General features: G+C 53.5%; 29 protein-coding genes. 10 read left to right on the top strand and 19 right to left on the bottom strand.

All coding sequences use genetic code 11. The features are described from left to right. Window positions 1–90 precede the first annotated feature (90 nt). From IMCC3135_RS18000 to IMCC3135_RS17925, 16 genes are all read right to left on the bottom strand, one after another. Window positions 91–447, bottom strand: coding sequence for a phasin family protein (locus tag IMCC3135_RS18000; RefSeq protein ID WP_088918863.1), 357 nt, complete (start codon window positions 445–447; stop codon window positions 91–93). A 133-nt stretch (window positions 448–580) separates the two neighbouring features. Then, a complete protein-coding gene (locus IMCC3135_RS17995; RefSeq protein ID WP_157736083.1) occupies window positions 581–949 on the bottom strand; it encodes a phasin family protein in 369 nt (122 codons plus the stop codon). A gap of 353 nt (window positions 950–1,302) precedes the next feature. Further along, entirely contained in the window at window positions 1,303–2,610 is a 1,308-nt protein-coding gene (locus tag IMCC3135_RS17990; RefSeq protein ID WP_088918861.1) for a D-tagatose-bisphosphate aldolase, class II, non-catalytic subunit, read from the bottom strand. After that, window positions 2,607–3,569 carry an SIS domain-containing protein gene (locus tag IMCC3135_RS17985; RefSeq protein WP_088918860.1) on the bottom strand — a complete coding sequence of 321 codons (963 nt, stop codon included), beginning with the start codon at window positions 3,567–3,569 and terminating at the stop codon, window positions 2,607–2,609. Before IMCC3135_RS17985 ends, IMCC3135_RS17990 begins: the two co-directional genes overlap by 4 nt. A 101-nt stretch (window positions 3,570–3,670) precedes the next feature. Then, on the bottom strand, window positions 3,671–4,753 hold the full coding sequence (locus tag IMCC3135_RS17980; RefSeq protein WP_088918859.1) for an ABC transporter ATP-binding protein: 1,083 nt from the start codon (window positions 4,751–4,753) through the stop codon (window positions 3,671–3,673). A 107-nt stretch (window positions 4,754–4,860) separates the two neighbouring features. Next, on the bottom strand, window positions 4,861–5,739 hold the full coding sequence (locus IMCC3135_RS17975; protein ID WP_088918858.1) for a carbohydrate ABC transporter permease: 879 nt from the start codon (window positions 5,737–5,739) through the stop codon (window positions 4,861–4,863). Beyond that, on the bottom strand, window positions 5,739–6,644 hold the full coding sequence (locus IMCC3135_RS17970; protein ID WP_088918857.1) for a carbohydrate ABC transporter permease: 906 nt from the start codon (window positions 6,642–6,644) through the stop codon (window positions 5,739–5,741). Before IMCC3135_RS17970 ends, IMCC3135_RS17975 begins: the two co-directional genes overlap by 1 nt. Window positions 6,645–6,674: 30 nt before the next feature. Next, window positions 6,675–7,952, bottom strand: coding sequence for an extracellular solute-binding protein (locus IMCC3135_RS17965; protein WP_088918856.1), 1,278 nt, complete (start codon window positions 7,950–7,952; stop codon window positions 6,675–6,677). Window positions 7,953–7,966: 14 nt separating this feature from the next. After that, window positions 7,967–8,923: an N-acetylglucosamine kinase gene (locus IMCC3135_RS17960; protein ID WP_088918855.1), complete on the bottom strand. Its 957-nt coding sequence runs from the start codon at window positions 8,921–8,923 to the stop codon at window positions 7,967–7,969. Next, window positions 8,920–9,726 carry a DeoR/GlpR family DNA-binding transcription regulator gene (locus IMCC3135_RS17955; protein WP_088918854.1) on the bottom strand — a complete coding sequence of 269 codons (807 nt, stop codon included), beginning with the start codon at window positions 9,724–9,726 and terminating at the stop codon, window positions 8,920–8,922. The genes IMCC3135_RS17960 and IMCC3135_RS17955 overlap by 4 nt, the downstream gene beginning before the upstream one ends. Window positions 9,727–9,895: 169 nt before the next feature. Beyond that, window positions 9,896–10,129, bottom strand: a complete 234-nt coding sequence (locus tag IMCC3135_RS17950; RefSeq protein ID WP_157736082.1) for a hypothetical protein — start codon at window positions 10,127–10,129, stop codon at window positions 9,896–9,898. 158 nt (window positions 10,130–10,287) lie between these two features. After that, the gene (locus IMCC3135_RS17945; RefSeq protein ID WP_205737593.1) at window positions 10,288–10,593 is read right to left on the bottom strand and encodes a copper-binding protein; all 306 of its coding nucleotides are present in this window, start codon (window positions 10,591–10,593) and stop codon (window positions 10,288–10,290) included. 77 nt (window positions 10,594–10,670) lie between these two features. Beyond that, a complete protein-coding gene (locus tag IMCC3135_RS17940; protein ID WP_205737592.1) occupies window positions 10,671–11,177 on the bottom strand; it encodes a cupredoxin domain-containing protein in 507 nt (168 codons plus the stop codon). A gap of 34 nt (window positions 11,178–11,211) precedes the next feature. Further along, window positions 11,212–12,621 carry a multicopper oxidase domain-containing protein gene (locus tag IMCC3135_RS17935; protein ID WP_088918852.1) on the bottom strand — a complete coding sequence of 470 codons (1,410 nt, stop codon included), beginning with the start codon at window positions 12,619–12,621 and terminating at the stop codon, window positions 11,212–11,214. Between the two features lie 105 nt (window positions 12,622–12,726). Beyond that, a complete protein-coding gene (locus IMCC3135_RS17930) occupies window positions 12,727–14,160 on the bottom strand; it encodes a TolC family protein (protein WP_088918851.1) in 1,434 nt (477 codons plus the stop codon). Further along, window positions 14,157–14,843, bottom strand: a complete 687-nt coding sequence (locus IMCC3135_RS17925; RefSeq protein WP_088918850.1) for a hypothetical protein — start codon at window positions 14,841–14,843, stop codon at window positions 14,157–14,159. The genes IMCC3135_RS17930 and IMCC3135_RS17925 overlap by 4 nt, the downstream gene beginning before the upstream one ends. A gap of 308 nt (window positions 14,844–15,151) precedes the next feature. Here IMCC3135_RS17925 and IMCC3135_RS17920 point away from each other — a divergent pair, with 308 nt between their 5' ends. Continuing rightward, a complete protein-coding gene (locus IMCC3135_RS17920) occupies window positions 15,152–15,697 on the top strand; it encodes a cupredoxin domain-containing protein (RefSeq protein WP_088918849.1) in 546 nt (181 codons plus the stop codon). A 263-nt stretch (window positions 15,698–15,960) separates the two neighbouring features. On the opposite strand, the gene IMCC3135_RS17915 is transcribed toward IMCC3135_RS17920, so the two are convergent. Together IMCC3135_RS17915 and IMCC3135_RS17910 are read right to left on the bottom strand one after the other, a co-directional pair. Further along, window positions 15,961–16,236 carry a hypothetical protein gene (locus IMCC3135_RS17915; RefSeq protein WP_088918848.1) on the bottom strand — a complete coding sequence of 92 codons (276 nt, stop codon included), beginning with the start codon at window positions 16,234–16,236 and terminating at the stop codon, window positions 15,961–15,963. A 106-nt stretch (window positions 16,237–16,342) separates the two neighbouring features. After that, window positions 16,343–16,642, bottom strand: a complete 300-nt coding sequence (locus IMCC3135_RS17910; RefSeq protein WP_088918847.1) for a BON domain-containing protein — start codon at window positions 16,640–16,642, stop codon at window positions 16,343–16,345. Window positions 16,643–16,931: 289 nt separating this feature from the next. Between IMCC3135_RS17910 and IMCC3135_RS17905 the strand changes: the two genes are divergently transcribed. The 3 genes from IMCC3135_RS17905 (at window position 16,932) to IMCC3135_RS17895 (ending at window position 19,546) form a co-directional block, all read left to right on the top strand. Beyond that, a complete protein-coding gene (locus IMCC3135_RS17905; RefSeq protein ID WP_169727383.1) occupies window positions 16,932–17,360 on the top strand; it encodes a heavy metal-binding domain-containing protein in 429 nt (142 codons plus the stop codon). A 117-nt stretch (window positions 17,361–17,477) separates the two neighbouring features. Continuing rightward, window positions 17,478–18,170, top strand: coding sequence for a heavy metal response regulator transcription factor (locus tag IMCC3135_RS17900; RefSeq protein ID WP_088918846.1), 693 nt, complete (start codon window positions 17,478–17,480; stop codon window positions 18,168–18,170). Next, the gene (locus IMCC3135_RS17895; RefSeq protein ID WP_088918845.1) at window positions 18,167–19,546 is read left to right on the top strand and encodes a heavy metal sensor histidine kinase; all 1,380 of its coding nucleotides are present in this window, start codon (window positions 18,167–18,169) and stop codon (window positions 19,544–19,546) included. Before IMCC3135_RS17900 ends, IMCC3135_RS17895 begins: the two co-directional genes overlap by 4 nt. Before the next feature lie 22 nt (window positions 19,547–19,568). Here IMCC3135_RS17895 and IMCC3135_RS17890 read toward each other — a convergent pair whose 3' ends face one another. Further along, entirely contained in the window at window positions 19,569–20,015 is a 447-nt protein-coding gene (locus IMCC3135_RS17890; RefSeq protein ID WP_088918844.1) for a DUF305 domain-containing protein, read from the bottom strand. A gap of 522 nt (window positions 20,016–20,537) precedes the next feature. On the opposite strand from IMCC3135_RS17890, the gene IMCC3135_RS17885 reads away from it, so the two are divergent. The 6 genes from IMCC3135_RS17885 (at window position 20,538) to IMCC3135_RS17860 (ending at window position 24,925) form a co-directional block, all read left to right on the top strand. Next, window positions 20,538–20,846: a BON domain-containing protein gene (locus tag IMCC3135_RS17885; protein WP_088918843.1), complete on the top strand. Its 309-nt coding sequence runs from the start codon at window positions 20,538–20,540 to the stop codon at window positions 20,844–20,846. Between the two features lie 159 nt (window positions 20,847–21,005). Beyond that, complete coding sequence (locus tag IMCC3135_RS17880) at window positions 21,006–21,749, top strand: MauE/DoxX family redox-associated membrane protein (RefSeq protein ID WP_088918842.1); 744 nt, start codon at window positions 21,006–21,008, stop codon at window positions 21,747–21,749. Between the two features lie 59 nt (window positions 21,750–21,808). Next, window positions 21,809–22,135, top strand: a complete 327-nt coding sequence (locus IMCC3135_RS17875; RefSeq protein ID WP_088918841.1) for a YnfA family protein — start codon at window positions 21,809–21,811, stop codon at window positions 22,133–22,135. A gap of 99 nt (window positions 22,136–22,234) precedes the next feature. After that, on the top strand, window positions 22,235–23,860 hold the full coding sequence (locus IMCC3135_RS17870) for an FAD-dependent oxidoreductase (protein WP_088918840.1): 1,626 nt from the start codon (window positions 22,235–22,237) through the stop codon (window positions 23,858–23,860). Between the two features lie 284 nt (window positions 23,861–24,144). Then, window positions 24,145–24,462 (top strand): GNAT family N-acetyltransferase, encoded by a 318-nt coding sequence (locus IMCC3135_RS35590; RefSeq protein ID WP_418251400.1) that lies wholly within the window; start codon window positions 24,145–24,147, stop codon window positions 24,460–24,462. A gap of 91 nt (window positions 24,463–24,553) precedes the next feature. Further along, window positions 24,554–24,925, top strand: a complete 372-nt coding sequence (locus IMCC3135_RS17860; protein WP_088918838.1) for a hypothetical protein — start codon at window positions 24,554–24,556, stop codon at window positions 24,923–24,925. The last annotated feature ends 42 nt before the right edge of the window (window positions 24,926–24,967 follow it).

Below are 24,967 nucleotides of genomic sequence, written 5' to 3'. Positions count from 1 at the left end.
ACTTGCACGAAAACTGACTTGCCAGCAACAGGATGAAAAATCCGTGTTGCTGGCAAGTTTGACTACGATCGAACAATAAAGCGCGGTTACTTACTTGGACTTGGCAGGAGCCGCTTTTTTCTTTGCTTCAGGAGCGGCTTTGGCTTTCGCCATTTCACCCAGTTCAGTAGCAAGCGTTACGTATTCTGCGGCGCTGGCATTGACTTTTTCAGCAAATGCCTTGGCTTCAGCTGTACGTTGCTCGTAGGCTTCCTGAAGGTTGGTAGGATCAGCAGGTGTCTTCACTTGAGCAACAGTGTAGTCAACCAGCTCACCCATCAGCTCGTAGTTCTTGCGAGCGATACGTTCAAATGCTTCTGCAGCCACTGCATTCATGTTCTGCATGGGCTCAAGGCTTTCGAGTGTCTTTTTCTGCATTTCTGCAAATTGTTCGTTTATGGATTTCATCTGTTTTGACTCCTGATGTGGGTAGGTTCTAACTCACGATAACCGGCAATTCAGATTAACCGGCTATCGTAAGCCTACGGTAATAAATTTGGCTTGCAATCAATGGCGTTGGGTTACAGCGCCAGTGGTCGATTTACTTGAAAGAGGCTGAAGCGCTTTCAGCGGCTTCTTTCGCCTTGGCTGAAAACTGCTGTACGATTTCTGTGTATTCAGCCGCACGGCTGTTCAACAGTTCTACCAGCGCCTTGGCTTCATCTGCCTGGGCTGAAGTCACATCTGTCACGTTATCACTGGACATAGGCAGATGGGCTTGCTTGGTAGAGAATTCAAGAACGTCACCAATAACAGCGTAGTTCTGACGAGCAATTTGCTCAAGAGCATCGGCAGCCAGTGTTGCGAAGTCGCGCATTGGCTCAAGGGCGTTGGATTGCATGTCTGTCAGCTGCTTGATTTGCTCGTTCATGCTGTCAGTCAGGTTCAGGTTTTCGAATACGTTTTTCATGGTCTGGCTCCGGTTGGTCATACAGACAGTTGCCTGCCCTGTTGAAATGAATTATGGGGCTAATCATTTTGCATTGCAACATCAAACGGAACAGTTTCACGTAAAAACCTGAGAAATTTATAAATATCAGTGTAAACAACAAGATAAGATATTCACTGGTTTTGTGAATTTTAATAATAACTGAATTAAAAGGCACTACAGAATCTCTGTGGTGCGCTGCAAGAGGGTTTTTAGTGGTGTTCAAGTGTGCAGCTCGGTACGCATGGCTCGCCGTTGGCCCATTTGCCACCGCGACGCGACGGGCTGGGCGGTAGCCGGCGAACAAGCGATATTCACCGGCTGTGGGTCGGACGTCAGGCAAGAGCCTGTTTGTTGTCTGGCTGGCAGGCGGCCGTGTAGGGGGCAATGGCGGTGCGTACGTTGGCGAGCACCAGATCCCGCCCCAGGCTGGATGCGGTGCCCAGCGCAACAGAGCGGTAGAGCTGTGGTAGGTACTGGCTCACCAGAGTCTCGGGGATCTGCACGCCCTCAAGAGTCTGGAAAAGCTGCTCTACGGCCTTGAGGGCATCCGGGTCGGTCCAGTAATAGCGGATACGATCGCTGTAGCTGAAATGCCGGAGCAGGTGCTTGTGTGTCTCAGAGCCGCGGTAGTAATCTTCCCAATATTCAGGCTTGCGGATCATGAGCTGCTCCAGACTTGCCCGAAGTGCTCCTGCCTGATAATCGGTGGATAATTCTCCGGCGATCTGATCCAGGGCGTAATAGGCTTCACGTAGTGCAAAGGTGAGAGCCGGTCCGACCTTGAGGATCGCAAAGCCACCGCTAACCAGTTGGTGCAAAGCCTGAGGTGTCTGGTAGTCCGTTGAATGAGCCTCGAACACAACACGCTCTTGTGCATCACGCCAGCTGGCCAGATCCTGCGCACCCTCATTGTCGAAATGGATGACATTGGCATGCCCGAACTCAACCCCGGGCTGGACGACCAGTCCGATTGAGCGCTGGAACGCCTCATCAAGGCCTGCTGCATGAAACGCCTCACGGTGCAGGTTCAGTGTCTCTGTGGTGTCATCACAGGTGGTCGCTATCAGCACATCAAGCTCCTCGGCGGCACCACCGGGCACTGGGACCTCGGTGCCGATGATATAGGCGGGCATCGGGTGACCCGCTGAACTTGCGGCGGTCTCAGCGGCCTGGGCAAGTCGGGCGGCGCGTTGCGCAATCGTTGTGGCGGGCAAGGGGTCAGGATCGTCGGCACAGGCCATGCTGGCGTCCAGGTGGATCTTTGAAAACCCTGCTTGCGCATAAGCTGCCGTCATCACACAGGCTTTTTCCATTGCTTCGGCGGCTGGCAATTTACGCCAGGGATTGGGGCCGAGGTGATCACCACCGAACAGAATATTCTTAGCCGGAAAGCCGATGCTGGCCGCGATATTGAGCACAAAATCACGAAACCCGGCCGGGTTCATACCGGTGTAACCGCCGTCCTGATTGACCTGGTTACAGGTGGCTTCGATCAGAACTGTGCCGCTTGTATCTGCAGCCTCTAGAAGCGCTGCCTCTATGACCAGGGGATGCGCGCTGCATATCGAGGTGATCCCTGTACGATGGCCCGCTGTATGTTGTGCCGGAAGATCCAGCAAGGTGTTCAATGGCTGCATCATTCTGAATCCAACATGACGACTTTTGTCAGATGACGGGGTGTGCTTGTATCGATTCGGTGTGCCTGTGCATAGCGCTCCCCGAGCAGTTGTAAGGCCGGTAGCACTTCGGCGCCGGACAGATCGCCGACGCTCGTTACGTTGATAGAGGCATCACCGGGGCCGCCAAGACCCAGTACCCAGGCACCTTTTGCCTGTAATTCCTTGACCAGTAGCGCCTCTTCTTCACAGGTATCAGTGTGATACAGCATGATCACAGCCGTACGCTGGTCAACCAGGCTAACAGGCCCATGACGGTATTCTCCGGGATGGAAACCCTGTGTATAGCAGATGGCCATTTCCTGCAGCTTCAGGGCACCTTCCAGGCTGACACCGTAGTGGGCACCACCACCTAGAAAGACAAAATGGGTTCGTTCTGAATAAGCACTGGGCGGTATCGCATCCAGAGCTTGAAGTGCGGCTTGCGCCTGTGTTGCCAGGGCATCATCGATGCTCAGGCCTGCCAGTGCGTAGCCTGCCAGAAGCATCAGGCTGGCAGAGCAGGTCATGACGATGCCTTCACTTGAATGGGTTGCAAACTCAATAGCTGTTTGTGCCACGGTGCTCAATGCAGAATCTTGCGCACAGGTTATACCGATGGTTTTCTGGCCACGGGCATTGCTGGCAGCTGTTGCTTGAACCGTTTCAGTGGTCTCGCCACTGCGAGACAGGGCGATGACACAGTCGATCTTCACCCCTTTGGCCAGATAGGCATGGGAGCGTATCGTCCACTCACCGGCCGGTACCGCCAAGGCGTGCAAGCCGCAAGCATTCATCGCCGCTGCCACGGCAAGGGCAAGGTTGTAGGATGTGCCGCAGCCGATGATGATCCGCACACCCTCTGCCGGGGGCAGTGGCGCAGGCATATTGGCGTCGCGCCAATAGTCGAATTGACCAGTGATACTGGTTAAGGTCGGGGACATTATTCTCTCCTTTTCTCTCATTGTTAAGTTCAGCTGCACTAAGGGTTTGTGAAATAATTAGCTATATATTTCACGAGCCCTAAGGGCTGGGTGTGCATTCTTCAGGAATTGAGTCGTGCGCCACTGGCGGCATCGAACACGTGCAGAGTTTTTGTGGGGGATTGCAAGCGGATCGTCTCACCCACTGTGGGGGATATTTCACCATCCAGGGTGACCGTCATGTTGTCAGCCCCCAGGCAGCCATAGACATGGGTTTCCGCGCCCGTTGTCTCAACCACCTCAACGCTCATATTGAACGTGTCTTGAGCATCAGGGCCATCGACAATTCTCAGGTGCTCGGGCCGCACACCCAGTTTGATGCTTGTTCCATCGGCAACGCCTTCGCATTCGGGCAGGGCAAACGTTTTTCCATCCACCTTGGCAAAGCACTGATCAGCGTCGCGCAACAGGGTGCCTGACAAGAGGTTCATTGCAGGGGATCCGATGAAGGTTGCAACAAATACGTTTGCAGGACGTTTGTAGACCTGCATCGGCGTGCCGATCTGTTCGACACGTCCGGCGTTGAGCAGAACCACGCGATCGGACATGGTCAGCGCCTCGACCTGGTCGTGGGTGACGTAAATCGAGGTTGTGCCCAGGCGCTTTTGCAACGCCTTGATCTCCATGCGCATTTGTACTCGCAGTTTGGCGTCAAGATTTGACAGCGGTTCATCAAACAGGAACAAGCGAGGATTGCGCACGATGGCACGCCCCATGGCCACCCGCTGACGCTGACCACCTGACAGTGCTTTGGGTGTTCGGTCCAGGTAGGGGGTCAGACCCAGCATCTCTGCCGCTTTGGCAACCGCAATGGCTGCCTCTTTCTTGGGCACTTTGCGAAGTTCGAGACTGAACCCCATGTTCTGTGCAACGCTCAGGTGAGGGTACAGTGCGTAGTTCTGGAAGACCATGGCGATATCACGATCTTTGGGTTCAACGCTATTGATCAGCCGCCCATCGAGCGACATGCTCCCCGAGCTCACCGATTCCAGGCCTGCAATCATGCGCAACATGGTTGATTTACCACATCCCGAGCTGCCGATCAGCGAGACAAACTCGCCATCCTCAACCGTCATGTCGACGCCATGGATCACCTCGACCCGACCGTAACGCTTCTTCAGTTGTGATATTTCCAGCTTGGCCAAAGTTCTATCCTTTTCCAAAGAGCACGCAAGTGCAAGTGTGTAGAGTGGCCTGCACCTGTGTATTGCCCGGCGCGGCGGTTAAGGTGTTCTGATGTGCGCGGGGAGCGTTATTTTCCCGCACCTGCCATCAAGCCGCTGACCAGAAACCGGTTGAGGAAAATCACCAGCAATATGGGGGGCACCACGGCAATGATGCCTGCCGCGTTCATCAAACCGTAGTCGATATAGTTGCGGGTCACGAACTCAGGGATAAGCACGGTCAGTGGTTTTGTTGCCAGCGTGGGTGAGAAGACCAGTGGCACCATGAACTGACCCCAGGCATTCAGGAAAGTAAGAATGGCCGCAGCGATCAGACCAGGGGCTGCGATAGGCAGAATGATCTTGATCAAGGTATGGGTTTTACCGGCGCCATCCAGATAGGCGGCCTCCTCAAGAGAGATGGGAATGGCCTGATAGATGCTGCGCATAAGCCACAAGGCCAGTGGCAGAAAGGCTGAGACATAAATCAGAATAACGCCTGTCATGGTGTCAATCAGCGACACAGAGATCATCAGCCGATAAAGCGGGATCATGACCGTGTAGGCCGGAATTGCCATGGTTGCCACGACAATGAAGAACAGTATGTCGCGACCGGGAAAGCTGAACCGGACAAAGGCGTAGGCACCAAAGGCGGCAATCACTACCGTCAGCAGTGTGGCCCCTACAGAGGTAACAATGCTGTTGAAAAAGGCGCGTGAAAACTGCGGCCATACCGACTGCACCTCATTGCCCTGTGACTGGCTGGTTGCCCCGAACAGCTTATTGTAGTGCTCGAACGTCAGCGTCTGTGGCCACAGATGCAGCTCTGCTGATACCAGATCATTGGGGGGCGTCAGGCTGGTCACCAGCGACCAGTAGACCGGACCTATTGACCAGAGCAGCAGCACCAATACGGCCAGGCAAAGTCCGGCGCGACCCGCAAATATCTTCAAAGTGGGTGAATACATCAGTCGAACCTCGTTTCACGATAGACACGCAGTACATACACGGCGGAGATGATCAGAGAGGCGAGCATGGCCATGATTGACAGAGCCATCCCGTAGGAGAATTTCAGATTCTGGAAGGCCGACATATACACCTGTATCATGACCGAGCGGGTGTCGTAGCCGGTGCCATTCATGATCCACGCCTCGTCAAACATGTTGAAGGCGAAAACCGTTGACTGGCTCAGGGCTATGGCCAGTCCGCTGGCGATCAGTGGCAGAGTGATCTTGCGGAACATCTTGATAGCACCGGCGCCATCCAGTTTCGCCGCTTCATAAAGCTCTTTTGGAATGCTTTGCAGGGCTGCCAGTATGATAATGGCAGTCAGAGGCATCATGCGCCAGGCATGTACCACAGAGATCATGAACAGTGCCGACAGGCGCTCATTGAACCAGACCTTGTTTTCACTAATGACGCCCATGGAAAGCAAGGCGTTGTTCAGCACGCCATAGCTTGGATTGAAGATCCAGCCCCAGACGATGGCATTGACTACCGGAGGTAGACACCAGGGCAGTATCAGTGCCGCCAGCAGCCAGCTTCGGCCGAACTTGACCTTGTTCAACAGCAAGGCAGCACTGACACCCAGAACGGTTTCGATGACGACCGTGAAAAGCACATAGAGGAAAGTGTTGCTCCATGCTTGTCGGACATTGGGATCGGAGAGCAGGTTTATATAGTTGTCCAGGCCAACAAAGGGCTTGCCTACCTTCATGGGGTTGACGCTGTAGAAGCTATCCCAGATTGTCGAGGCCAGGGGCCAAAGCACCAGGGCGCCCATGATCAGCAGCGCCGGGGCGACATAGCCCCAGCCCAGAAGGCTTGCCTTCAGCTTGGGTAGAGGCCACAGTTTTTCTCGTATTGTGTTCATGGTGTCTGTGGCCTCTGCTGGATTCAGCGCTTATTGCATCGCTGCAGTAGCTTGATCGGCGATGCGATCAACGGCTTCTTGCACGCTGATCTGACCCTTGGCAGCCAGGTTCAGGTTGCTTGCAACCGCGGCCGAGAACTCCGGGTACCAGCCTGGTGTCCCTTGTGCAAACAGCGGCTCTGCGAATGCGGCTTGCTCAAGCAGAATGTCGCCATCTTTCAATTCGCCGGCAGTATTGAGCGTCTCCAGGACACTCAGACGTGGCGGCAGATTGCCCAGCGAGTGGTAGGCACCGATTTGAGTCTCGGCAGTCTGGATCCAGTCTATAAATGCAGCTGCTGCACCCGGATTCTTGGCGTTTGATGGAATACCGACCGCCTCTGGCAGACCGAATGAGCGTGGCGTACCGGTGGTTGAAATCATGAGTGCCAGTGCGGCATCACCTGCAACTGTTGATTTTTCCGGATCCTCGTAGACCGAAATAGAACCTGCCCAGCCTGCTACATCAAATGAGGTCTGCCCATTTTTGAACAGCTCCTGGATGTCGACATCTTTCAGACCCGTAGCCGCTGGGCTGATGAGCCCTTCGTTAAGCGCTTCGATCTCGAAAGCCATGGCCTTGTACCCGGCAGAATCGGGTGTGGTGAACAAGGGGTTGAAATCGGCATCAAACAGATCACCACCAAAGGCCTTGGTCAGTAGATACCAGGCGGTGGCACTGCCTTCGGTGGCGGACAATGGCAAGCCGATTGGATAGTCTGCGATACCTTCAGCCTTAATGGTGCGGGCAGCCTCGAGCATCTCGTTCGGGGTGGTGGGTGGCGCGCTGATGCCAGCTTGCTTCAGGTGCGCCTTGTTGTAGATCAGGATGCGAAAGTCATTGTTGTAGGGCACCGCCAGCTGGGCTCCATCGTAGACAAAGATCTTGGCTGTCGGGGCATCCTTGATGGCGGCTGCATCGACCAGGCCATCCAGTGGCTGGAACCAGCCTGCAGCCCCGAACTGGCCCACCCATGACCAATCGATTTCAACGGCGCTGGCCGGTGCTGTATTGGCGATCATCGAGGTGACGATCTTTGTTCGAATCTCATCCCATCCCAAGGTCTGACCATCCAGAGAAATTCCCGTATCGGCAGTGAACTGGTCTGTCATATCCTTGGGTAGCGTGCCCCAGGGTGGCAGTAGAACAGACAAGGTCTGTCCATCAAATGGTTTATCGTCGGCAGCCCACGTCGGTGCTGCACCCATCAGTTGAGTGGCTGCAATGGCTGCAACCAGAAACGTACTTCCTGCTTTTGGATAACGCATTACTTATGTCCCTATCAGTTGGATGTGGTTTTGAGCCTGGCTTCGAGCGACAGTGCAAGTTGCGAGATCCAGGCATCATCAATTGACCAGCCTGCCTTGTGCGAAGCTTGCAGTAGCGCACCTCCAATCGGAGGTAGTCGTGGTAATAGAGGGGCGCTGCTCAAACGCTCCTGTAGTCGTTCCACTATGTAGGGGCTGTTGAATACACCGCCTGCATAGCTCCAAGCCAAAGGTTTGTCTGTCTTGAGCTGACGCCATAGCGTCAGAACGTGCTCAGCCAGATGATCTGCTGCCTGCGTCAGTATCGTATGCGCTGTTGCATTGCCCGATTGGCTCAGCTTTGAGACGATGATCGCAAGCGTTGCAACGTGTTTGCGTGGCTCCTTGGAGCTGTGTATCCAGCTGTGTAGCTGGGTGGGCTCAATGCCAAGATCGCTCAGGATATGTTGTGAAAACTCAGCCGCTGTCTCTCGACCATCCAGGTGCCTTGACAGGGTCTGTAATGCCGATCGACCAATCCAGAAGGCGCTGCCTTCATCGCCGATGGTCTCTCCCCAGCCGCCGACTCGAAAATGCCTGTCATTCGGGCCATTCAAACTTCCCCAGGCCATGGAGCCTGTACCCGCGAGTACTAAAACGCCTGCGCTTCCTGCCAAAGCGCCATCAAAAGCGATGTGTACATCGTTTTGTACAACGGCCCGATCACCAAGACAGCGCCTGACTGTTTCGCTTTGATGCTCGCTGTAGGCCTGATCTTCGCCATGAAAAGGCAGTCCCAGCACTAAGCGTTCAGCGTCATTGACAACAGAGCTATCAAGCGACAGCAGGTCTTCGAATTTGCCGACCCAAGGTGCATTGGGTGTGGGGGCGATGCTATCGACCAAATGAAAAGAGGTGACTTTGGCGTTCTTGTCACAGGCGGCGAAGATGGTTTTGGTACCACCGCTATCAATGCCGGCTACGATGCTCATTGCGTGGCATCGAGCTTGTCTTCATTTGCGGCAGGAAGATAGACGATGGTGACATGCACGCCTTTCTCTTCAAGCTTTTCAGACCATAAAGCGTCCAGGTTCGAGTCGGTAAAGAGGTTGATGTCATCGCCTAATTCGGCGACGCGATAGGTCAGGTGACGACCGAATTTGCTGGAGTCGACCAACAGGTGTTTTTTGCTTGCCCGCGTTAACATCTTCTGATTCAGGCGCGACTCATCAGCATCAACACCGTAGATGCAGCCATCATCCGCAATCGCACCACAGCCCAGAAACAAGTGATCGAACCACAACTGGTCCAGCGTCTGCTCAGCGATGCTACCGACCATTGAGGCATTCTCCGGGCGCACTCGTCCACCCAGCAGTGTCACGCTCACACCATCGATGTTCGAGAATTCCTGGGCAACCGATATACAGTTACTGAAGATGTTGACCGGGAAGGGCTCCAGACGGATACGTCGAGCCAGCTGGTAGACGGTGGTGCCCGCATCCAGAAATATGGAGCTGTGGGGCAGAATTTCCCGATAGGCAGCATCTGCAATGACCCGCTTGGCAAGCAGGTTGTGCTGAACACGCTGCTCGAAAGCTACCTCGATTTCAACACTTTCCGAGATGCTGGCACCGCCATGCTCACGAATGATCACACCGGCCTGTTCCAGCTCTTGCAGGTCACGACGAACGGTGGCCAAGGAGGCGCCGACGGCTGTCGCTATGGCATGAACGGAGCTGTAGGTTGTGCTGTAGAGATGTTTACGTATGGATGTGAAACGTTCACTTTTCGTCATCCCTGAAGTCCAATAGAGCAAGATTTCGATCGAGTATACAGAAATTACAATCACAAACAATCATTAATATGATTGTTTGTGATTGAATGTTCGATCTATTGATGACCAAGGAGTGTGCAGGTGGCCCAGGGCTGTGCTCATGAGCCAGCAACCCCCGAAATGCCAGCCTCTATTGATTCATGACCACCGGAGCAGGCTTGATACGAGCCAACAAGGGTATGAAAAACAGCGAGGTAGTCAGAACCGCCATGACGAACAGGCTGTAGGCACCGAACAGTGTGGCAAACGGTAAACGGCCCAGTGGTTTTGACATGCCCACAAAGGCTGCCAGCATCCAGTGACTGGTGCTCAAGGCACCGGTTGTGACCAATAGAACCGATTCACCCGCTGCGAGTGAAATCACCGAGAACCAGTGCGATATCTGTTTTGAGAACGGCACTGATTGCAAACACGCAAAGCACAAGATGGCTATAGAGCAGGAAGTTCTGCGCACAGAGAGTGTGAATTTCTCTCTATGCACCTGTTGCCAAATACTATATAGACGCCTGCGCGAACAATCGCTCAGTTGGCGCTTTCAAGCTCTTCGATGACCATCTTGCCATCCTTGTCGATAACGTAGAATTTCACGTTATCACCTTTTGCAAACCCTTCTAACATGGCAGCGTCCTGAACTGTAAACACCATGCTCATCGGAGGCATATCCAGGTTGACGATGGGTCCATGCTTGATGGTGATTTTGCCAGTACTGGTGTTGACCTTCTTGACGACACCCTCAGTCATCGGATGATCGCCTTCGGCGAATACTGCAGCTGTGGTGAAAATGGCTGTAAGCAGCGTAATAGGTAATAGTAGTGTTCGGATCTTCATGTATGAATGGTTTCTGTTTGATTGTGTGTGTTAGTGAGTAATGCAGTTACCTGATACCGCTGGGTAACAAGACTGAGTCAGCTGCCCGAGAGCACCGAAATAGTTCCTCGCATGCCAGCCTGGTAATGCCCGGCGATAAGACAGGCAAAATCAAAATCACCTGCTTGATTAAAGGTCCATATGATTTCGCCTTGTTCGTCGGGCCCGACATGAGCCATATAGGGTTCATCGTGTTCCATGCCCGGAAATTTGATCATCATTTTGGCGTGTTCGTCATTGGTCGCCGAGGTTCCGAGTACAAATTCGTGCAGTACCTGCCCCTGGTTGTTTGCGATGAAACGAATGGTCTCACCCTGTTTGATCGTCAGTGAGCTGGGTTGGAACTCCATGCTGTCCATCATCGAAACGTCAATGGTGCGTGATACCTGCGTGGCATCGCCTGCGATCCCCCATGGTTTTTGTTCCTTGACCACGTCCGTAGACGCCTTGTGATCGTCTTTCCCGGCCTTGGTTCCATGGGCGTAAACAGCAGGTGCAGATAGGGCGGCAACAAGCGCTAGTGCCGTAAGTACAGTTTTTGTCATGATCAGGTCTCTGGTGTGTGAATGGTTCCGCTGCCTAACCGAGTCGGCGTCTTGGCTTTCTGACATCAATCTCGACGCTCTCTGTGGGTGGTGCAGGGGCCATATTCGAGGATGACACTTCGGATTTGAAGCGCTCTGGCTGGTCCAGTTCGCCCGTGTATTCCCATGCCACCGTGCCCGGAGGATGTTCATACCATCCTGGGTCTGTGTAGTCACCACGAGGCTGATCTGCTCGTACTTTGAGCATGGAGAACATGCCGCCCATCTCCACCGAGCCAAACGGGCCGTCGCCTGTCATCATATTGGCCGTATTGTCCGGTATGGGCATCTCCATTTCGGTCATGTCGGCCATGCCGCGCTCGCCCATCACCATATAGTCAGGTATGACGCTACCGATCTGCTGGGCCATGCCCGAATGATCCACACCGATCATGGTGGGTACATCGTGCCCCATGGCGTTCATGGTGTGGTGACTCTTGTGGCAATGAAAGGCCCAGTCGCCTAGCTCATCGGCAACAAACTCAAACTGTCGCATCTGGCCCACGGCGACATCGGTGGTCACCTCCCACTGACGTGCCGATGTCTGAACCGGTCCACCGTCGGTTCCTGAGACGACAAACTCGTGGCCATGCAGATGGATAGGGTGGTTGGTCATGGTCAGGTTGCCGAATCGCATGCGCACCTTGTCACCCTGGCGCACGTTGAACGAGTCAATGCCGGGGAAGATCCGACTGTTCCAGGACCACAGGTTGAAATCCAGCATGGTCATGATCTTGGGCGTTGCAGCGCCGGGCACGATGTCGTAGGCATTCATGATGACGCAAAAATCCCGATCAACATCGCTGATCAGATTGTTCTTGCCTTTGGGGTGCGTGACCCAGGAGCCCATCATGCCCATCGCCATCTGCACCATCTCATCACCGTGGGGGTGGTACATGAACGTGCCGGGGCGTTTTGCCACGAATTCGTAAACAAAGGTCTTGCCCACAGGAATTGCAGGCTGATTCAAACCTGTGACACCGTCCATACCATTGGGCAGCCGTTGTCCATGCCAGTGAACACTGGTGTGTTCGGGCAGGTTGTTGGTCACATAGATTCGTACCCTGTCACCTTCGACAACCTCGATTGTGGGTCCGGGGCTCTGGCCGTTGTAGCCCCACAGGTTGGCGTTGAAGCCAGACGTCATTTCTCGAACCACAGGCTCTGCAATCAGGTGGAATTCCTTGACGTTGTTGCGCATACGAAAAGGCAGGGTCCAACCGTTGGGGGTGACCACCGGGTTGTAGTCTGGACCGCTGTCTGGAAACAGCGGTGGCATGGTGCTCACCTCTGTTTGAATGACTGCCTCAGGCAAGGCTGCCATCAGGTTGCGACTGACGCTGCCTGCTGCCACAGCCCCGCCGGTCATGGAGGCGTACTTCATGAAATCACGTCTTGAACTCATGTCAGATCGATATCCGTGTGAATTGAGTAGGCGATCAACGCGCTCCAGGCTATGTTGCCCTGTAGCGCTGATCTTGATGTTGTTGTCGGGGCGAGGCTCAGCACGCTAGTGGCCTGCCTCTTCGCCACCACCGGCTGCCGCCATCGTGCCGACGGAGGCATCCATGGGGCGACCCATCATGGCTGCTTGCAGGGCGGCATCGGCCATCCAGAATTGTTCGGATGCCTCGATCGCCGACATGATCGATGAGGTTTGTGTGCGTGAGTCGGCGAGTAACTCGAAGACGCCAATCAGCATGCCGTTGTACTGCATGACGTTCTCTTCGGAGATAAGGGTACGCAGCGGGACCACCTCATCACGGTAGAAGCTGGACAGATCAAAACTGGTGCGGTAGGCCGAGTAGGTTTCGCGCAGGCTGGAAGAAGCATTTCGAAGTGTTGCCGCATATTCGTTGCCAGCAGCGAGCGTTTGCGCACTCATGGCATCGCGTCTCATGTTCCCCCAATCAAACAAAGGCAGACTGATCTCGACTTCATAGCCGCTCAGCTCCTCTGATTCCTCAGGCCCGGTCGCTTTTGTTTCGCGATAGCCCACCTCGATATCGGTAAAGGAGGTTATGTTGGTGATGCCTTGTGCGCGGGCGGCGCGATCAAGCGAGGCTTTGGCCATCCGCACATCCAGGCGTCTGTCGCCAAGCGTCTGGGTGGCCTCGCCGGGCAGTATGGGTTGAGCAGGAAGATCGGGCAGTCGCTCAGGCAGCTTGAGCATCGCTAGCTGCCTGTCATCGAGCCCCAGTGCGCGAATCAGTTTTTCTCTGGCTACCACCGCTTCGTGACGAGTGGTTGCCAGCTGCATGGTGGCATCGGCGTAGAACACCTGCTGGCGTGCTCTTTCCAGGCGGCTGAAGTTGCCGACGCTCTCCAGACGGCGACCCATCTCGGCAGAGGCATCGGCACTGGTTCTGACCTGTTCGGCGAACGCGACCAGTTGTTTGGCTGCGACCGCCTGTGTCCATGCTTGCCGTACGGCTGTGACCTCGGCGACAACATCAGAGGTAAGCTTGACCCGGGCACTCTCCATGCCGCGTTCCGCAACCCCTTTTTTCATTGGCAGCAGCAGTACATCCAGCAATCCGAAAGCGATAAAGCGTTCCAGATCCTTGGTCTGGCTGTCGTCAGAGACCAGGCGTTCAAACGAGAAAACCGGGTTGGGGATACGGCCTGTTTGCGCCGCACTCGCCCCGGTCTCCCAGCTGCGTGCGATCAAGGCCTGAATGGTGGGGCTATTGACAAGGGCCAGTTGCACCGCGCTGTCACGTGTCAGTGGTTCTGCCAGCAAGGCGGTGGCCGCCTCGGTACGTGCAGCGCGTTGGCCAGCGGTACGGGCGAGTTCCAGATTGCCCCCCGTGAACGTCGCCGCCTCCTCATTCGTCCAGCCAATGGATTCATTGACGTCAAAGGTGGCACAACCGCTCAATACCGTGGTTGTCAGAAAAGCAATGCTCAGTGGCCTGGTAATCCGTCTTTGTGTCAGTTTCATTGTGAGTCTCCGGTCCCGGCCCCGGATTCGAACTCAGCCTGCGCCTGAGCATCTCGTTTGGAAGCCTCGTAGGCTTCTTGTGCGTAGGCTCTCCAGCCACCGATTTCTCTGACACGATCATTGGCCGCTTTCCAGTCTCCCGGAGGGTTGTCGTCATAGAGACGGTAGCTCGTCATTGCCGACTGGTAGTTCATCGTCAGCGGGGATGTGTTGGATTGCACATCAAGCTGTGTTTGCGAATCGTCCTGCATGGGCGTCATTTTCGTGTTGCTGGATGCGACCGAGGTGGTATCCATGTGTTTGCTATCGGTATCTGGTGTGGGGGCAGCAGCAGGCTCCTGAAGCTTGCTCGACCCTTCAACAAGGAGCTTGGCATCACTCTGCGCTTTGGCGTCAGCCTGGTTCGCCTGATACGCCTCGTTGGCATAGCTGCGCCATCCACCGATCTTGCCAACGGTATCGTTGGACTGTTTCCAGTCTGTGCGCTCATCGCCATCCAGCGACTTGTAACCTGTCAACGCAGATTCATAGTCCAGAGCACTGGGCGTGGACTGTGTTGTTGCATGAGAATCAGCGAGAACGGGGCTCATTGCAGCGATCCCCAGAGAGGCTGTCGACAGTGCCAGCGTGAGTAATTTGCCTGGTGATTTGATCGGTTGATGGTGCTGTATTGTCAAGAGCATGGGTTCGCTGTGTTTTTGTTGATGATCAGGGATAAGCCAGCAGAGTAGGTGCCACAATCATACATAGCGGCACAACAGGGACTGATGTTGCCCTATGCAGTTTGCAGTTGAGTTGCACCAGGATTACAAAACACCGACAAACGGTATCGGCATTGAGGTCTGGGCTCAGAGGCCTCAGGCGACGCTCTTCTCAGCTGACAAAAAAGTAATCTGACTGTTGGCAAGGCGACATCTGCAAACACTAGGCTTCGATGCGACGGTGCTGATAAGCGCTCACCCCATCCCCATTGCCAAACGATATCTCAACTATGCGTCATCCAATCCTTGTCTTCGCACTACTGGCTCCGATGCTGATCATGACGGGATGCTCCATGAGTCACGAGTCGGATGGCGAGGATGAGGATCACCACTCGGAAGGGGGCCATCAGGTGTCAGAGGGGCATGGGCATGACGATAGCCATGCTGATGAAGCTCATCACGACAGTGGTATTGGCAAACCGGGTGATGCCAATTCAGTGGATCGTGTTATCTCTGTGGTTATGGATGACACCATGAGATTCATACCCGATAGTTTCGAGGTTGTTGCTGGTGAAACGATACAGTTCTATGTCGTGAACCAAGGCAAACTTGCACATGAGTTCGTTTTGGGTTCTGCCGAAGAGATCAAAGAGCATCACGAACTGATGAAGAAGTTTCCGGGAATGGAGCATGATGAACCCAATTCGATATCGCTCGATACCAATGGGGCTGGTACGGTGACCTGGTCGTTTACCAACGCAGGTGTGGTTGACATCGCTTGTCTGAAACCCGGGCACCTGGAAGGTGGCATGAAAGGATCAGTGACTGTCCAATAATCACGTGCCAGTAACTACATCCGGTACTGAAAAGGTTTTACGGGTTAGTGCGCGCTCAATGATGCCAAATGGGGACAGTGGATCGGTATCAGGTAGGTATGTGTGGTGCGATGAGGCCGCACCGGCAAGGAGGCATGCTGATCGCCCAATGCTTCGATCGAATCCAATGCCAGGCGCACTGCTCGATCGCCAATGGCATGGAAATTCATCCGGTGAATCACGCAAGGAGAAATAGCGTTGCACCCGCTGCGCGAACCCAGTCATCAGTGCGCTGCTTCTCGGCGCACTCCGCTATTTAAAGTCTCATAGACGTCTATGCCTTCGCCGGGGGGGAGAAAGCAGAGACTTTCGTTAATACCGGCTTCGGGGACATGTACATGAGTGTCAACGAACCCTAGTAGAGCGAGATTTCCTTCTGCGCTTGTCATCTCATAGTCATGACCAATGGCCGATAGCACCTCGGATTCCATGCCTATTGCCAGAATGACGCCTGCCGAGTCCCAGGCCATGGCTTCGGCCCGTGGGTGAGCCGAATCCATGGTGACTATCCGTGCATTTGTCAGTACACGAATATCCGCTTCATCCGATCAACCGGGATCCATCTTGCAAGCCAGGACGTTTGAGGTGGAATCCATGTCAATGGGTTCAGTCGGTGCCGATAAGATTATTCACTTCGATCGTTCCTCTGACTTGAGTGGCCAGATTGCTTATTCTCTGCTTTTCAGGAGACGAGTCGGTATGCCCGGCCAGTGTAATGACGCCGTGATGATCAATTGTTGCCGTTACTCCAGGATAGGAGCCCAGCTCGTGTCGGAACTCATGCCATGAAATATGGTTGTCGACCGGTGCCTGCTCAGCAGGAGGCTTTGCCAGGTCATGAGAGGCGTAAGTGGGGCTTGCGAGTACCAGTAAGGCGACGACTGAAGCGGATGTTAATTTTTTCATGGCGATTCTCCGAAACAAAGGTTAAGTCAAAAAATTACGGTGTTACCGCCATCTACGATAGTGTTTGTAGCCTGTCATTTAGAGTTCATTGAGATTACATTCGTATGACTCTTGCAACACTGAGTAGAGCCTGAGAGTGCGTAACCGTCAGGAATGTAATCACTGAGTTAGCTGTCGGTAAGACGCACTTCATATACTGCTGATAGATAACAGATCGCTTGTTGTGAAGCACGGTGATTTGATTCTTGTTGTCATCCGAGGATGGCTGGGTCGGACATGAGCTACTGCAATGCATATGAAGGAGAAGAGTGGCGAGTTTGATGTGCTACCAGAAGGCTATGTTGGTGCCATCTACACCTGTTCAATGCATTCTGAGGTTCGTCACCCTGGACCTGGCGCCTGTCCTCTTTGCAGCATGGGGCTTGAGTGTGTCGGCCTGCAAGGTGAGGGGCCTGATTCGGAGCTGCACGACATTACACGGCGATTGTGGGTGGGTATCGGGTTGAGCGTACCGCTGCTGGTACTGTCTACCAATGGTCAGGTCGGCGTGTTTTTCGAGGTGGCTGCCGTGATCGTCACCTTGGTGTTGCTGGGGCAGGTCATGGAGTTACGTGCTTGCGAGGGGATGGGGAAGGCGGTTCGGGCAATGCTCGATATGGCCGCCAAAATCGCGCAAATGATCCGCTCCGACAGCAACAGAAGAAGAGATCGAGCCTGATCAGGTGCCGTTGGACGGCTACATACGTGTAAGCTTGCGACTGGTAAATTTAATATCCTGATTGGCTCTTTTTTTGCCGTTGAAATTGGAAATACAAGAACACGTGAGATCAAACCGATGAAGCTGCTGGTGGTAGAGGATGAGGCCAAGCTCGCAGAGTATCTTCGGAAGGGGTTGAACGCCGAAGGGTTCGTGGTCGATGTCGCCAACGATGGCTTGGAAGGGTTACATCTGGCACTCGAAGGCGAATATGACGTCATTGTGCTTGATCGTATGCTGCCTGGGCTTGATGGCATGGCATTATTGTCAGCGTTACGTAGTAAAAAATCGACCCCTGTACTGATGTTGACAGCGGTTGGTGGCGTAGAGGATCGAGTTGAGGGGTTGAAGTCAGGAGCCGATGACTATCTGGTCAAACCCTTCGCCTTCAGTGAGTTGGTGGCCAGATTGCAGGTGATTACCCGACGCGGCTCCTCCCTGGCAGAAAAGCCTTCAGAAGCCACAAAGCTGAACCTGGCTGATCTGGAGGTGGATCTGGTTCGGCGCAAAGCGACCCGGGCAGGTCAGCCATTGGCACTCACCGCTAAAGAGTTCACATTGCTCATCTTGCTTCTACGCAGAAAAGGCGAAGTGATTTCACGTACCTCTCTTGCAGAGCAGGTCTGGGATATGAACTTTGATAGCAATACGAATATGGTCGAAGTGGCCATACGACGACTGCGTACCAAGTTGGATGTGCCCTTTGAGCACACGCTTTTACATACCGAACGGGGTATGGGTTATGTGCTGGAAGATCGTTCTGCGCTGTGAAGCTTGCTAGCTCAAATTCACTCTCATTAGGTCAGCGACTCTCACGCTGGTTGGCACTGCAGGTATTGATCAGCTTTACACTGGTTTCTCTGGTGGTCTATCTGGTCATTGCAAACTATCTTACTTCCCGTCAAGCCAGCAGCCTGCTTGAGAAGCAGGACATTATCGAACACCTGATGGTTGAGTCCAGACTGGACCCGAATATGGACGAACTGCGTCATCAGCTGGACGATTTTCTGGCAGGGCATCAAGAGCTTCAAGTCGCTCTCCGGTATCAGAACGGCCCTGTTGTCTATGAGGGTGACGACACTTTTGCAGGAGATCCCGATGTCAAAGAGGTGAGCTTTGTGGTGCCAGCCTTTGGTGGTGATACACAGCCGGGCCTGGTGACTATCAGTGTTAATCAGCACGCCGACGACGAGCTGCTGCACTGGTTGGTCTTTGCGTTAACCGTGGCCTCATTGCTGGCGACAATAGCGGTAGTCTACGGTGTTTACTGGATCGTTCGGCATGAATTGAAATCGGTCGATAGTCTGGTGGAACAGATTGACCAGCTGACAGCCAGTACCCTTGAGTCCCGATTGGATGGCTCATCGCTGCCGACGGAATTACAACCGCTGGTATTGCAATTCAACGACCTGCTTGAACGTTTGTCCAGTTCTTACAAACAGCTGGAAAATTTCAATGCCGATGTTGCACATGAATTGAACACACCGTTAACCAACCTGATTACCAGTTCGGAGCTGTCGCTACGAACGATGCAAAAGGGGCTGGTCGAGGGTGCCGTAGTAGGCTCGAATCTGGAAGAATTGCATCGTATGTCTGAAATCATACGCAGCATGCTGTTTCTGTCCAAGGCTGAGCGAGGCTCTCAGGCTCGCTGCGAGAAAGTAGGCAGCATTGCGCAGATAGCCTCAGAAGTGATCGATTACCATGAAGCGTTGTTGTCAGAGTCTGAGCTTGAGGTCCAGGTAAAAGGCGATGCCAATGGTGAATTCGATGTCTCGTTGCTAAAGCGTGCTTTATCCAATCTTCTGGGTAACGCCAGTGAATACGCAACGCCGGAATCAAGAATACAGGTCACAATCTCGCTATTGAAAGAGGATTGCATAAGTGTCTCGGTGTGCAATCGTGGACAGACGATCGACTCACAGGCGCTAGCACTGATCTTCAATCGTTTCTATCGCTCTGATATCGCTCGTTCGTTGTCAGAAAAACACCATGGTCTGGGTCTGTCCATTGTTGCCGCTATCGCCCGTATGCATGGCGGTCATCACTTCGCTCGCTCGGAGAATGGATTGACATGTATAGGGTTCACCCTGGCCAGGCACCGAGGGCAGGATGCTGTGTCGGCACCGGATGAAGAGCTCCGATAGACTGTCAGAGGCTCTGCGCAGACTATTGGCTCAGACCCTCTATCAGTTGCTTCATCTCATCGATTTCCTTCTTCTGTGCCTCGACGATCCTGTTGGCTAAATCCTTCACTCGGGGATCGCTGATGTTAGCTCGGCTGCTGGTCAGTATGGCGATAGAATGGTGCGGTATCATCGCTTTCATCCATGACACGTCCTCTACGGTAGATTGACTGCGCAGCAGCCATAATGAGCCTGAAAAAATGACGATTGCAGTCACGAAAATTGCGCTGTTTTTAGCTGCTGATGTGTACATTTTCAGCATGAAGAGCAACATGATGACGGCCATCGCAGCTCCCATGTAAAAGGCCATGTACAAACGCGTTTCACTGAAAAAAAGATGATCCGTTTGATAGGTGTTCAGATACATCAGACCGAACATCACAAGGGTCGAGGTTGCAATCATCAAAAAAAATCTGGCGTACTTAGACATTTTTTATCTCCATCTTGTTTGAGCAGAGTTGTGTTGTGGACTCAGCGCTAATGGTAAGAGACAAACCCAAAGGCCCTGTTCAAGTAGGAAATATTTGTAAAAATGAAGTTACCCATCAGCTCGAGGACCGAGTTGGTCCTCTTGAGGCAGTATGAAAATTACTGATCGAGGCGATAGTGATTGACCTTCCACCGGCTGGAATCGATTGCCAGGGGAAATTAATTTCTGATATCCAGATATGACATGCTTGTATTAAATAATTTAATAAGTGTCATTAACTGTCTGTAAAAATAGCAATTTGGAGCGCCGTTTTAGATTTCATGCTTGAGACAAGCATCCAGCACGGCTGTGCCTCATGTAATGATTGCAATTGTCATCCTGATGTCGATTGTTTGTCAGGTTGCTGGCCTAACATGTATGCAACGACGCCATGACCCTTCCAGGTTTTTGTGCGATCGCCTCCAAGCAGGTGAGGTATGCCGCATCTGCAATCATCTATAAATTTTTAGAGGATATAGACTAATGAAAGTAATAACCGCCTCCACCGTGCTGCTTCTGTCACTGATGTTCAATGTTGTCAATGCAGAGGATGCGTTGATCGAAGAGCCGGCGCCGATTGAGCAAGCCGTGAAAATGGATTCGCATATCAGCTGGCAGGATTTTCAGGACAGGTTAATCAGCTACCCTCGTGTCAACGTCACTATGAGTGATGAGGGCGTCATTACACTTCAGGGATTCGTGAAAGGTCCTTTCGAAAATGGCGAGCTTGAGGAGCTGGCAAATCGGGTAGAGAATGCAACTAAAGTGGTCAACAGTATTGGAATGAAGTAGCCAGGCGGGCCAGAAGATACGACCCACTGGCAATCAGATTACAACAATAGAACGCAGGCTGTTTCAGGCATGCCTGCTGTGTTGTAGATCTGCACGAGGAATAGGTATTTTCGAATACTTCACGCTGTGAAGCGAAATGCTCAATTGAGGAGTAAATCCATGTCAACAGTAGTTAAACAGAAAGCCACTCTTTTCCGGATGGTGACGGACGAGCATGTATGTCCGTTCGGACTGAAGGCGAAAGACCTTCTTGAACGCAAGGGGTACCAGGTTGATGACCAACGCCTGACTTCTCGATCAGAGGCTGACAGTTTCAAGGAAGAACAACAGGTCAAGACGACACCGCAAATATTTATCAACAATACGCGGATTGGTGGCTACGAGGCATTGCGCCGACATCTGGATATGCCTGTACAGGACACCGAGAGCACCAGCTACAAGCCTGTTATCGCCATCTTTAGCGTGGCCTTTTTGATGGCGCTGGCAACAAACTGGGCTCTTTCAGGGTCGATTATGACCATGCGCAGCTTTGAATTCTTCATTGCGATCAGCATGTGTATTCTGGCGATTCAGAAGCTGCAGAATCTTGAGAGTTTTTCGAATATGTTTCTCGGTTACGACTTGCTGGCCAAGCGTGTCGTCCGGTATGCCTATGTCTATCCTTTCGGAGAAGCTCTGGCCGGTATTTTGATGATCGCAGGTGCGCTGCTCTGGCTCGCCATACCCGTGGCGCTGTTTATTGGTACCGTGGGAGCAGTGTCGGTAGTCAAGGCTGTTTATATCGACAAGCGAGAGCTTAAATGCGCCTGTGTCGGTGGTGACAGCAATGTGCCACTTGGTTTTATTTCGCTGACTGAAAATATCATGATGATGGTCATGGCCGTCTGGATGCTTATCAGGTGATAGCCTGTCTTGTATCATGACCGATCGCCGATCCTCTGATCAACAACCAGGTCAACTCCGTGACGACTCTATTTCTATATTTGGGTGCGGCTCTTGCCGAAATCGCTGGTTGCTTCTCCTTCTGGGCCTGGTTGCGGCTCGGAAAATCGGTTTTCTGGCTTATCCCTGGCTTGTTGGCGCTTGCCGTGTTCGCCTATCTGCTCACCCGTGTTGAGGCTGATTTTGCCGGACGAGCCTATGCTGCCTATGGGGGTGTCTATATAGCTACCTCTCTGCTGTGGCTATGGGCGGTTGAGGGCGTGCGGGCCGACCGTTGGGATCTTGCCGGCGCCACTCTGTGTCTGCTGGGTGCCGCTATCATTCTCTGGGGACCCAGAGCGGCCTAATCAGCAAACTTCCGCACCCTGGTTGTCAGTTGGACAATACGCAGTGACTGTGCGAGTCTGAGGCCTTCCCGATATTGTATTGATAGACCCAAAGGACTCATGGAATCACTGGCCGAAGATCTGAAAACAATGATCCGTACACCGCTTGCCGACGAGCATATCGAGGCGATGCGAAAAGTGGGTCGGTGCCAGGTCTTTGAAGCGGGCGAGTGCCCTATATCCCTGGGCGATCCGATCGATACGTTCTGGTACGTCGAGCAGGGAGAAATCGAAATTGTTGATCCTGCAACCGATGCTCGCTATGGCGACTCAACACTGCGAGAGGGACAGTACATCGGTGATATTTCGTTTCTCTCGGGCGGCAGACAAATGGTCAGTGCACGCGCTGTATGTCGCAGCCAGCTGATCGGGGTGCCGCGGCCCGACATGCTGCGACTGATGAGCCGTATACCCGAGCTCAGTGATCGGATTGTCACCGTATTCGCTGCACGCCGGCGGCGGTTCCTGGAGGCTAACGATATTGGATTGACGCTGCTGGGTGCTGAGATCGATCGCAATATTCGCCAGATTGCAGCTTTTGCCGATCGTAACCGGATTCCGGTTCGCTCGCTGTCAATCGGTGAGCCCGAAGCGGCACAGATCGCCACCCGGTGTGGCATCGAGCTTGGGAGGCCAGCCGTCATCCTTGGTAAGAATGAGGTGATCGAGGAGCCGACTCCGCGCAAGATTGCAAGGCAGATCGGTCTTAGCATCGAGTTTGGCCATTGCGAATTGATGGATGTCGTCATCGTTGGCGGCGGACCCTCAGGGGTGGCCGCTGGCGTCTATGCAGGGGCCGAAGGCTTGTCTGCATTGGTTGTCGAGGGCATGGCTATTGGTGGTCAGGCAGGCACCTCCAGTCGCATTGAAAATTACCTGGGCTTTCCCACCGGTATTTCGGGAGGTGATCTGATCTGGCGAGGTGAGCTGCAGGCCATGAAATTTGGTACCCGTTTCACTGTGCCTTCACAAGTTACCTCTCTGAAGCAGGGCAAGGATGGTGTCTTTCAGATCACGCTCGAGGATGAGCAAGTGGTGCGTGCTCATGCCGTGGTGGTGGCAACTGGTGTGCAGTACCGCCGATTGCCAATACCGGATCTGGAACGTTTTGAAGGCCTGGGTATCTACTATGCGGCAACTTCGGTCGAGTCACGCTGGTGTAGCAACACGGATGCGGTGATTATCGGTGGGGGCAATTCTGCAGGCCAGGCTGCCATGTTCCTGTCGCGCACGGTCAACTGCGTTCATCTGCTGGTACGTGGAGAGTCGCTAGCGGCATCCATGTCCGATTATCTTTCTCATCGGCTGTCAAGTGACCCTCGCATAAAAATCCATTTCGGCGCGCAGATGAGTGCTGTTTATGGCGATGAGCATCTGGAGGCGATCGATGTCCTTGATCGCACCAGTGGCCAGACCAGGCGAATAGAGACCCGGGGTGTCTTTGTCATGGTGGGGGCTGCACCCAATACCCGTTGGTTGAACGGTTGCGTGGAACTTGATGAGCGCGGTTTCGTGATGACGGGTTCTGATGTGCGCCGGGCCTCCTCCTATGAAACTTCGCACGATGGCATTTTCGCTGTTGGAGATGTGCGCTCCGGTTCAATCAAGCGGGTGGCTTCGGCAGTGGGCGAAGGCTCGGTGGTGATCTCCCGGGTATGGGAGTATGTGGACGCTCATCGACAGTAGTGTCAGGTGATGATCCCGCCCCGATTGCCCACTTCGATACTGCCGTAACGTTGTTTGAAGCACTCCGGTAGCTCTCCGAAGCGACATCGTCTAGCCCATAGAGTCGACGCAGTTACCGCGGATAGTCTCGTCGTCGTGGCCAGCTTCATCGAACTGCAGCAGGGAGGGCCATTTGAACTGAAACATGGCCAGGGCTGCGCACAAACATCGGCTCGCGCGAGCGGCACGTCGCCTTCGCACCGCTTGCGCACGCTAACGATGGCGTTCGACGTTGGATTCGGGATGTGCTAATGCCCGGGGGTAAGGTGCGCGTCGCCACACTAGACAGTGCCGTCGTCGGCATGGTCGCGACCTCACACGACGAGGGCCTTGACTGGATCGATCACTTGTATGTCGCCCCTGATCTCGTTGGCAAGGGAATAGGCACGTCGTTGTTGAGAGATGCTCTGGGAGGACTCGGCCGGCCAGTACGCCTATGGACGTTCCAAGACAATCACGGAGCGCGACGATTCTACAAAAGAAATGGATTCGGAGAGTTGGAACTCACGAATGGCGAAAACAATGAGGAGAAGTGTCCTGACGTGCTTTGCGAGCTCTTATAGCATCATGCGATGATCCATCACTTAAGCGAACAAAAAGGAGAACTAACGTGTCCTCGATAGTTACCAAGCAAATCAGAGCAATCATCAAAAAATGAGAGTCTATTACATAGAAGTTGTGCGCAGAAGAAAGCCTTGCGAGTCTATGGGCGACATCAAGACAATGGCGGAAACTGATATTCAAGCGTTGTTACAGGTGGAGAGAGAGTATCCATACTACAAAGCGGTGAAGGTTAGGAGGTATGTAGAATGCGTAACCGTATTAGCAAGTGACGTTGAGTCTGGTCCGATGACCCAGGCAGACCGCAAGGAACTAGAAATTACGAACAGCATGAAGATAGAGATAGGCCGCTTGGACGAGCAGCTAGAAGAACAGAGGCTACAGATCAGGCGCTTGAATGAACAAGTCAGGCAGTCGCGGGAACTAAAAGAGGCACAGAAGACTGTGCAGTTCGAAACCCAGTAAGGAGGCATCATGAACACCTAACCCAATCTCTTGGTGCTCTCA

The organism is Granulosicoccus antarcticus IMCC3135 (assembly GCF_002215215.1).
Classification (GTDB): domain Bacteria; phylum Pseudomonadota; class Gammaproteobacteria; order Granulosicoccales; family Granulosicoccaceae; genus Granulosicoccus; species Granulosicoccus antarcticus.
This window is presented reverse-complemented; position numbering and strand designations above follow the sequence as displayed.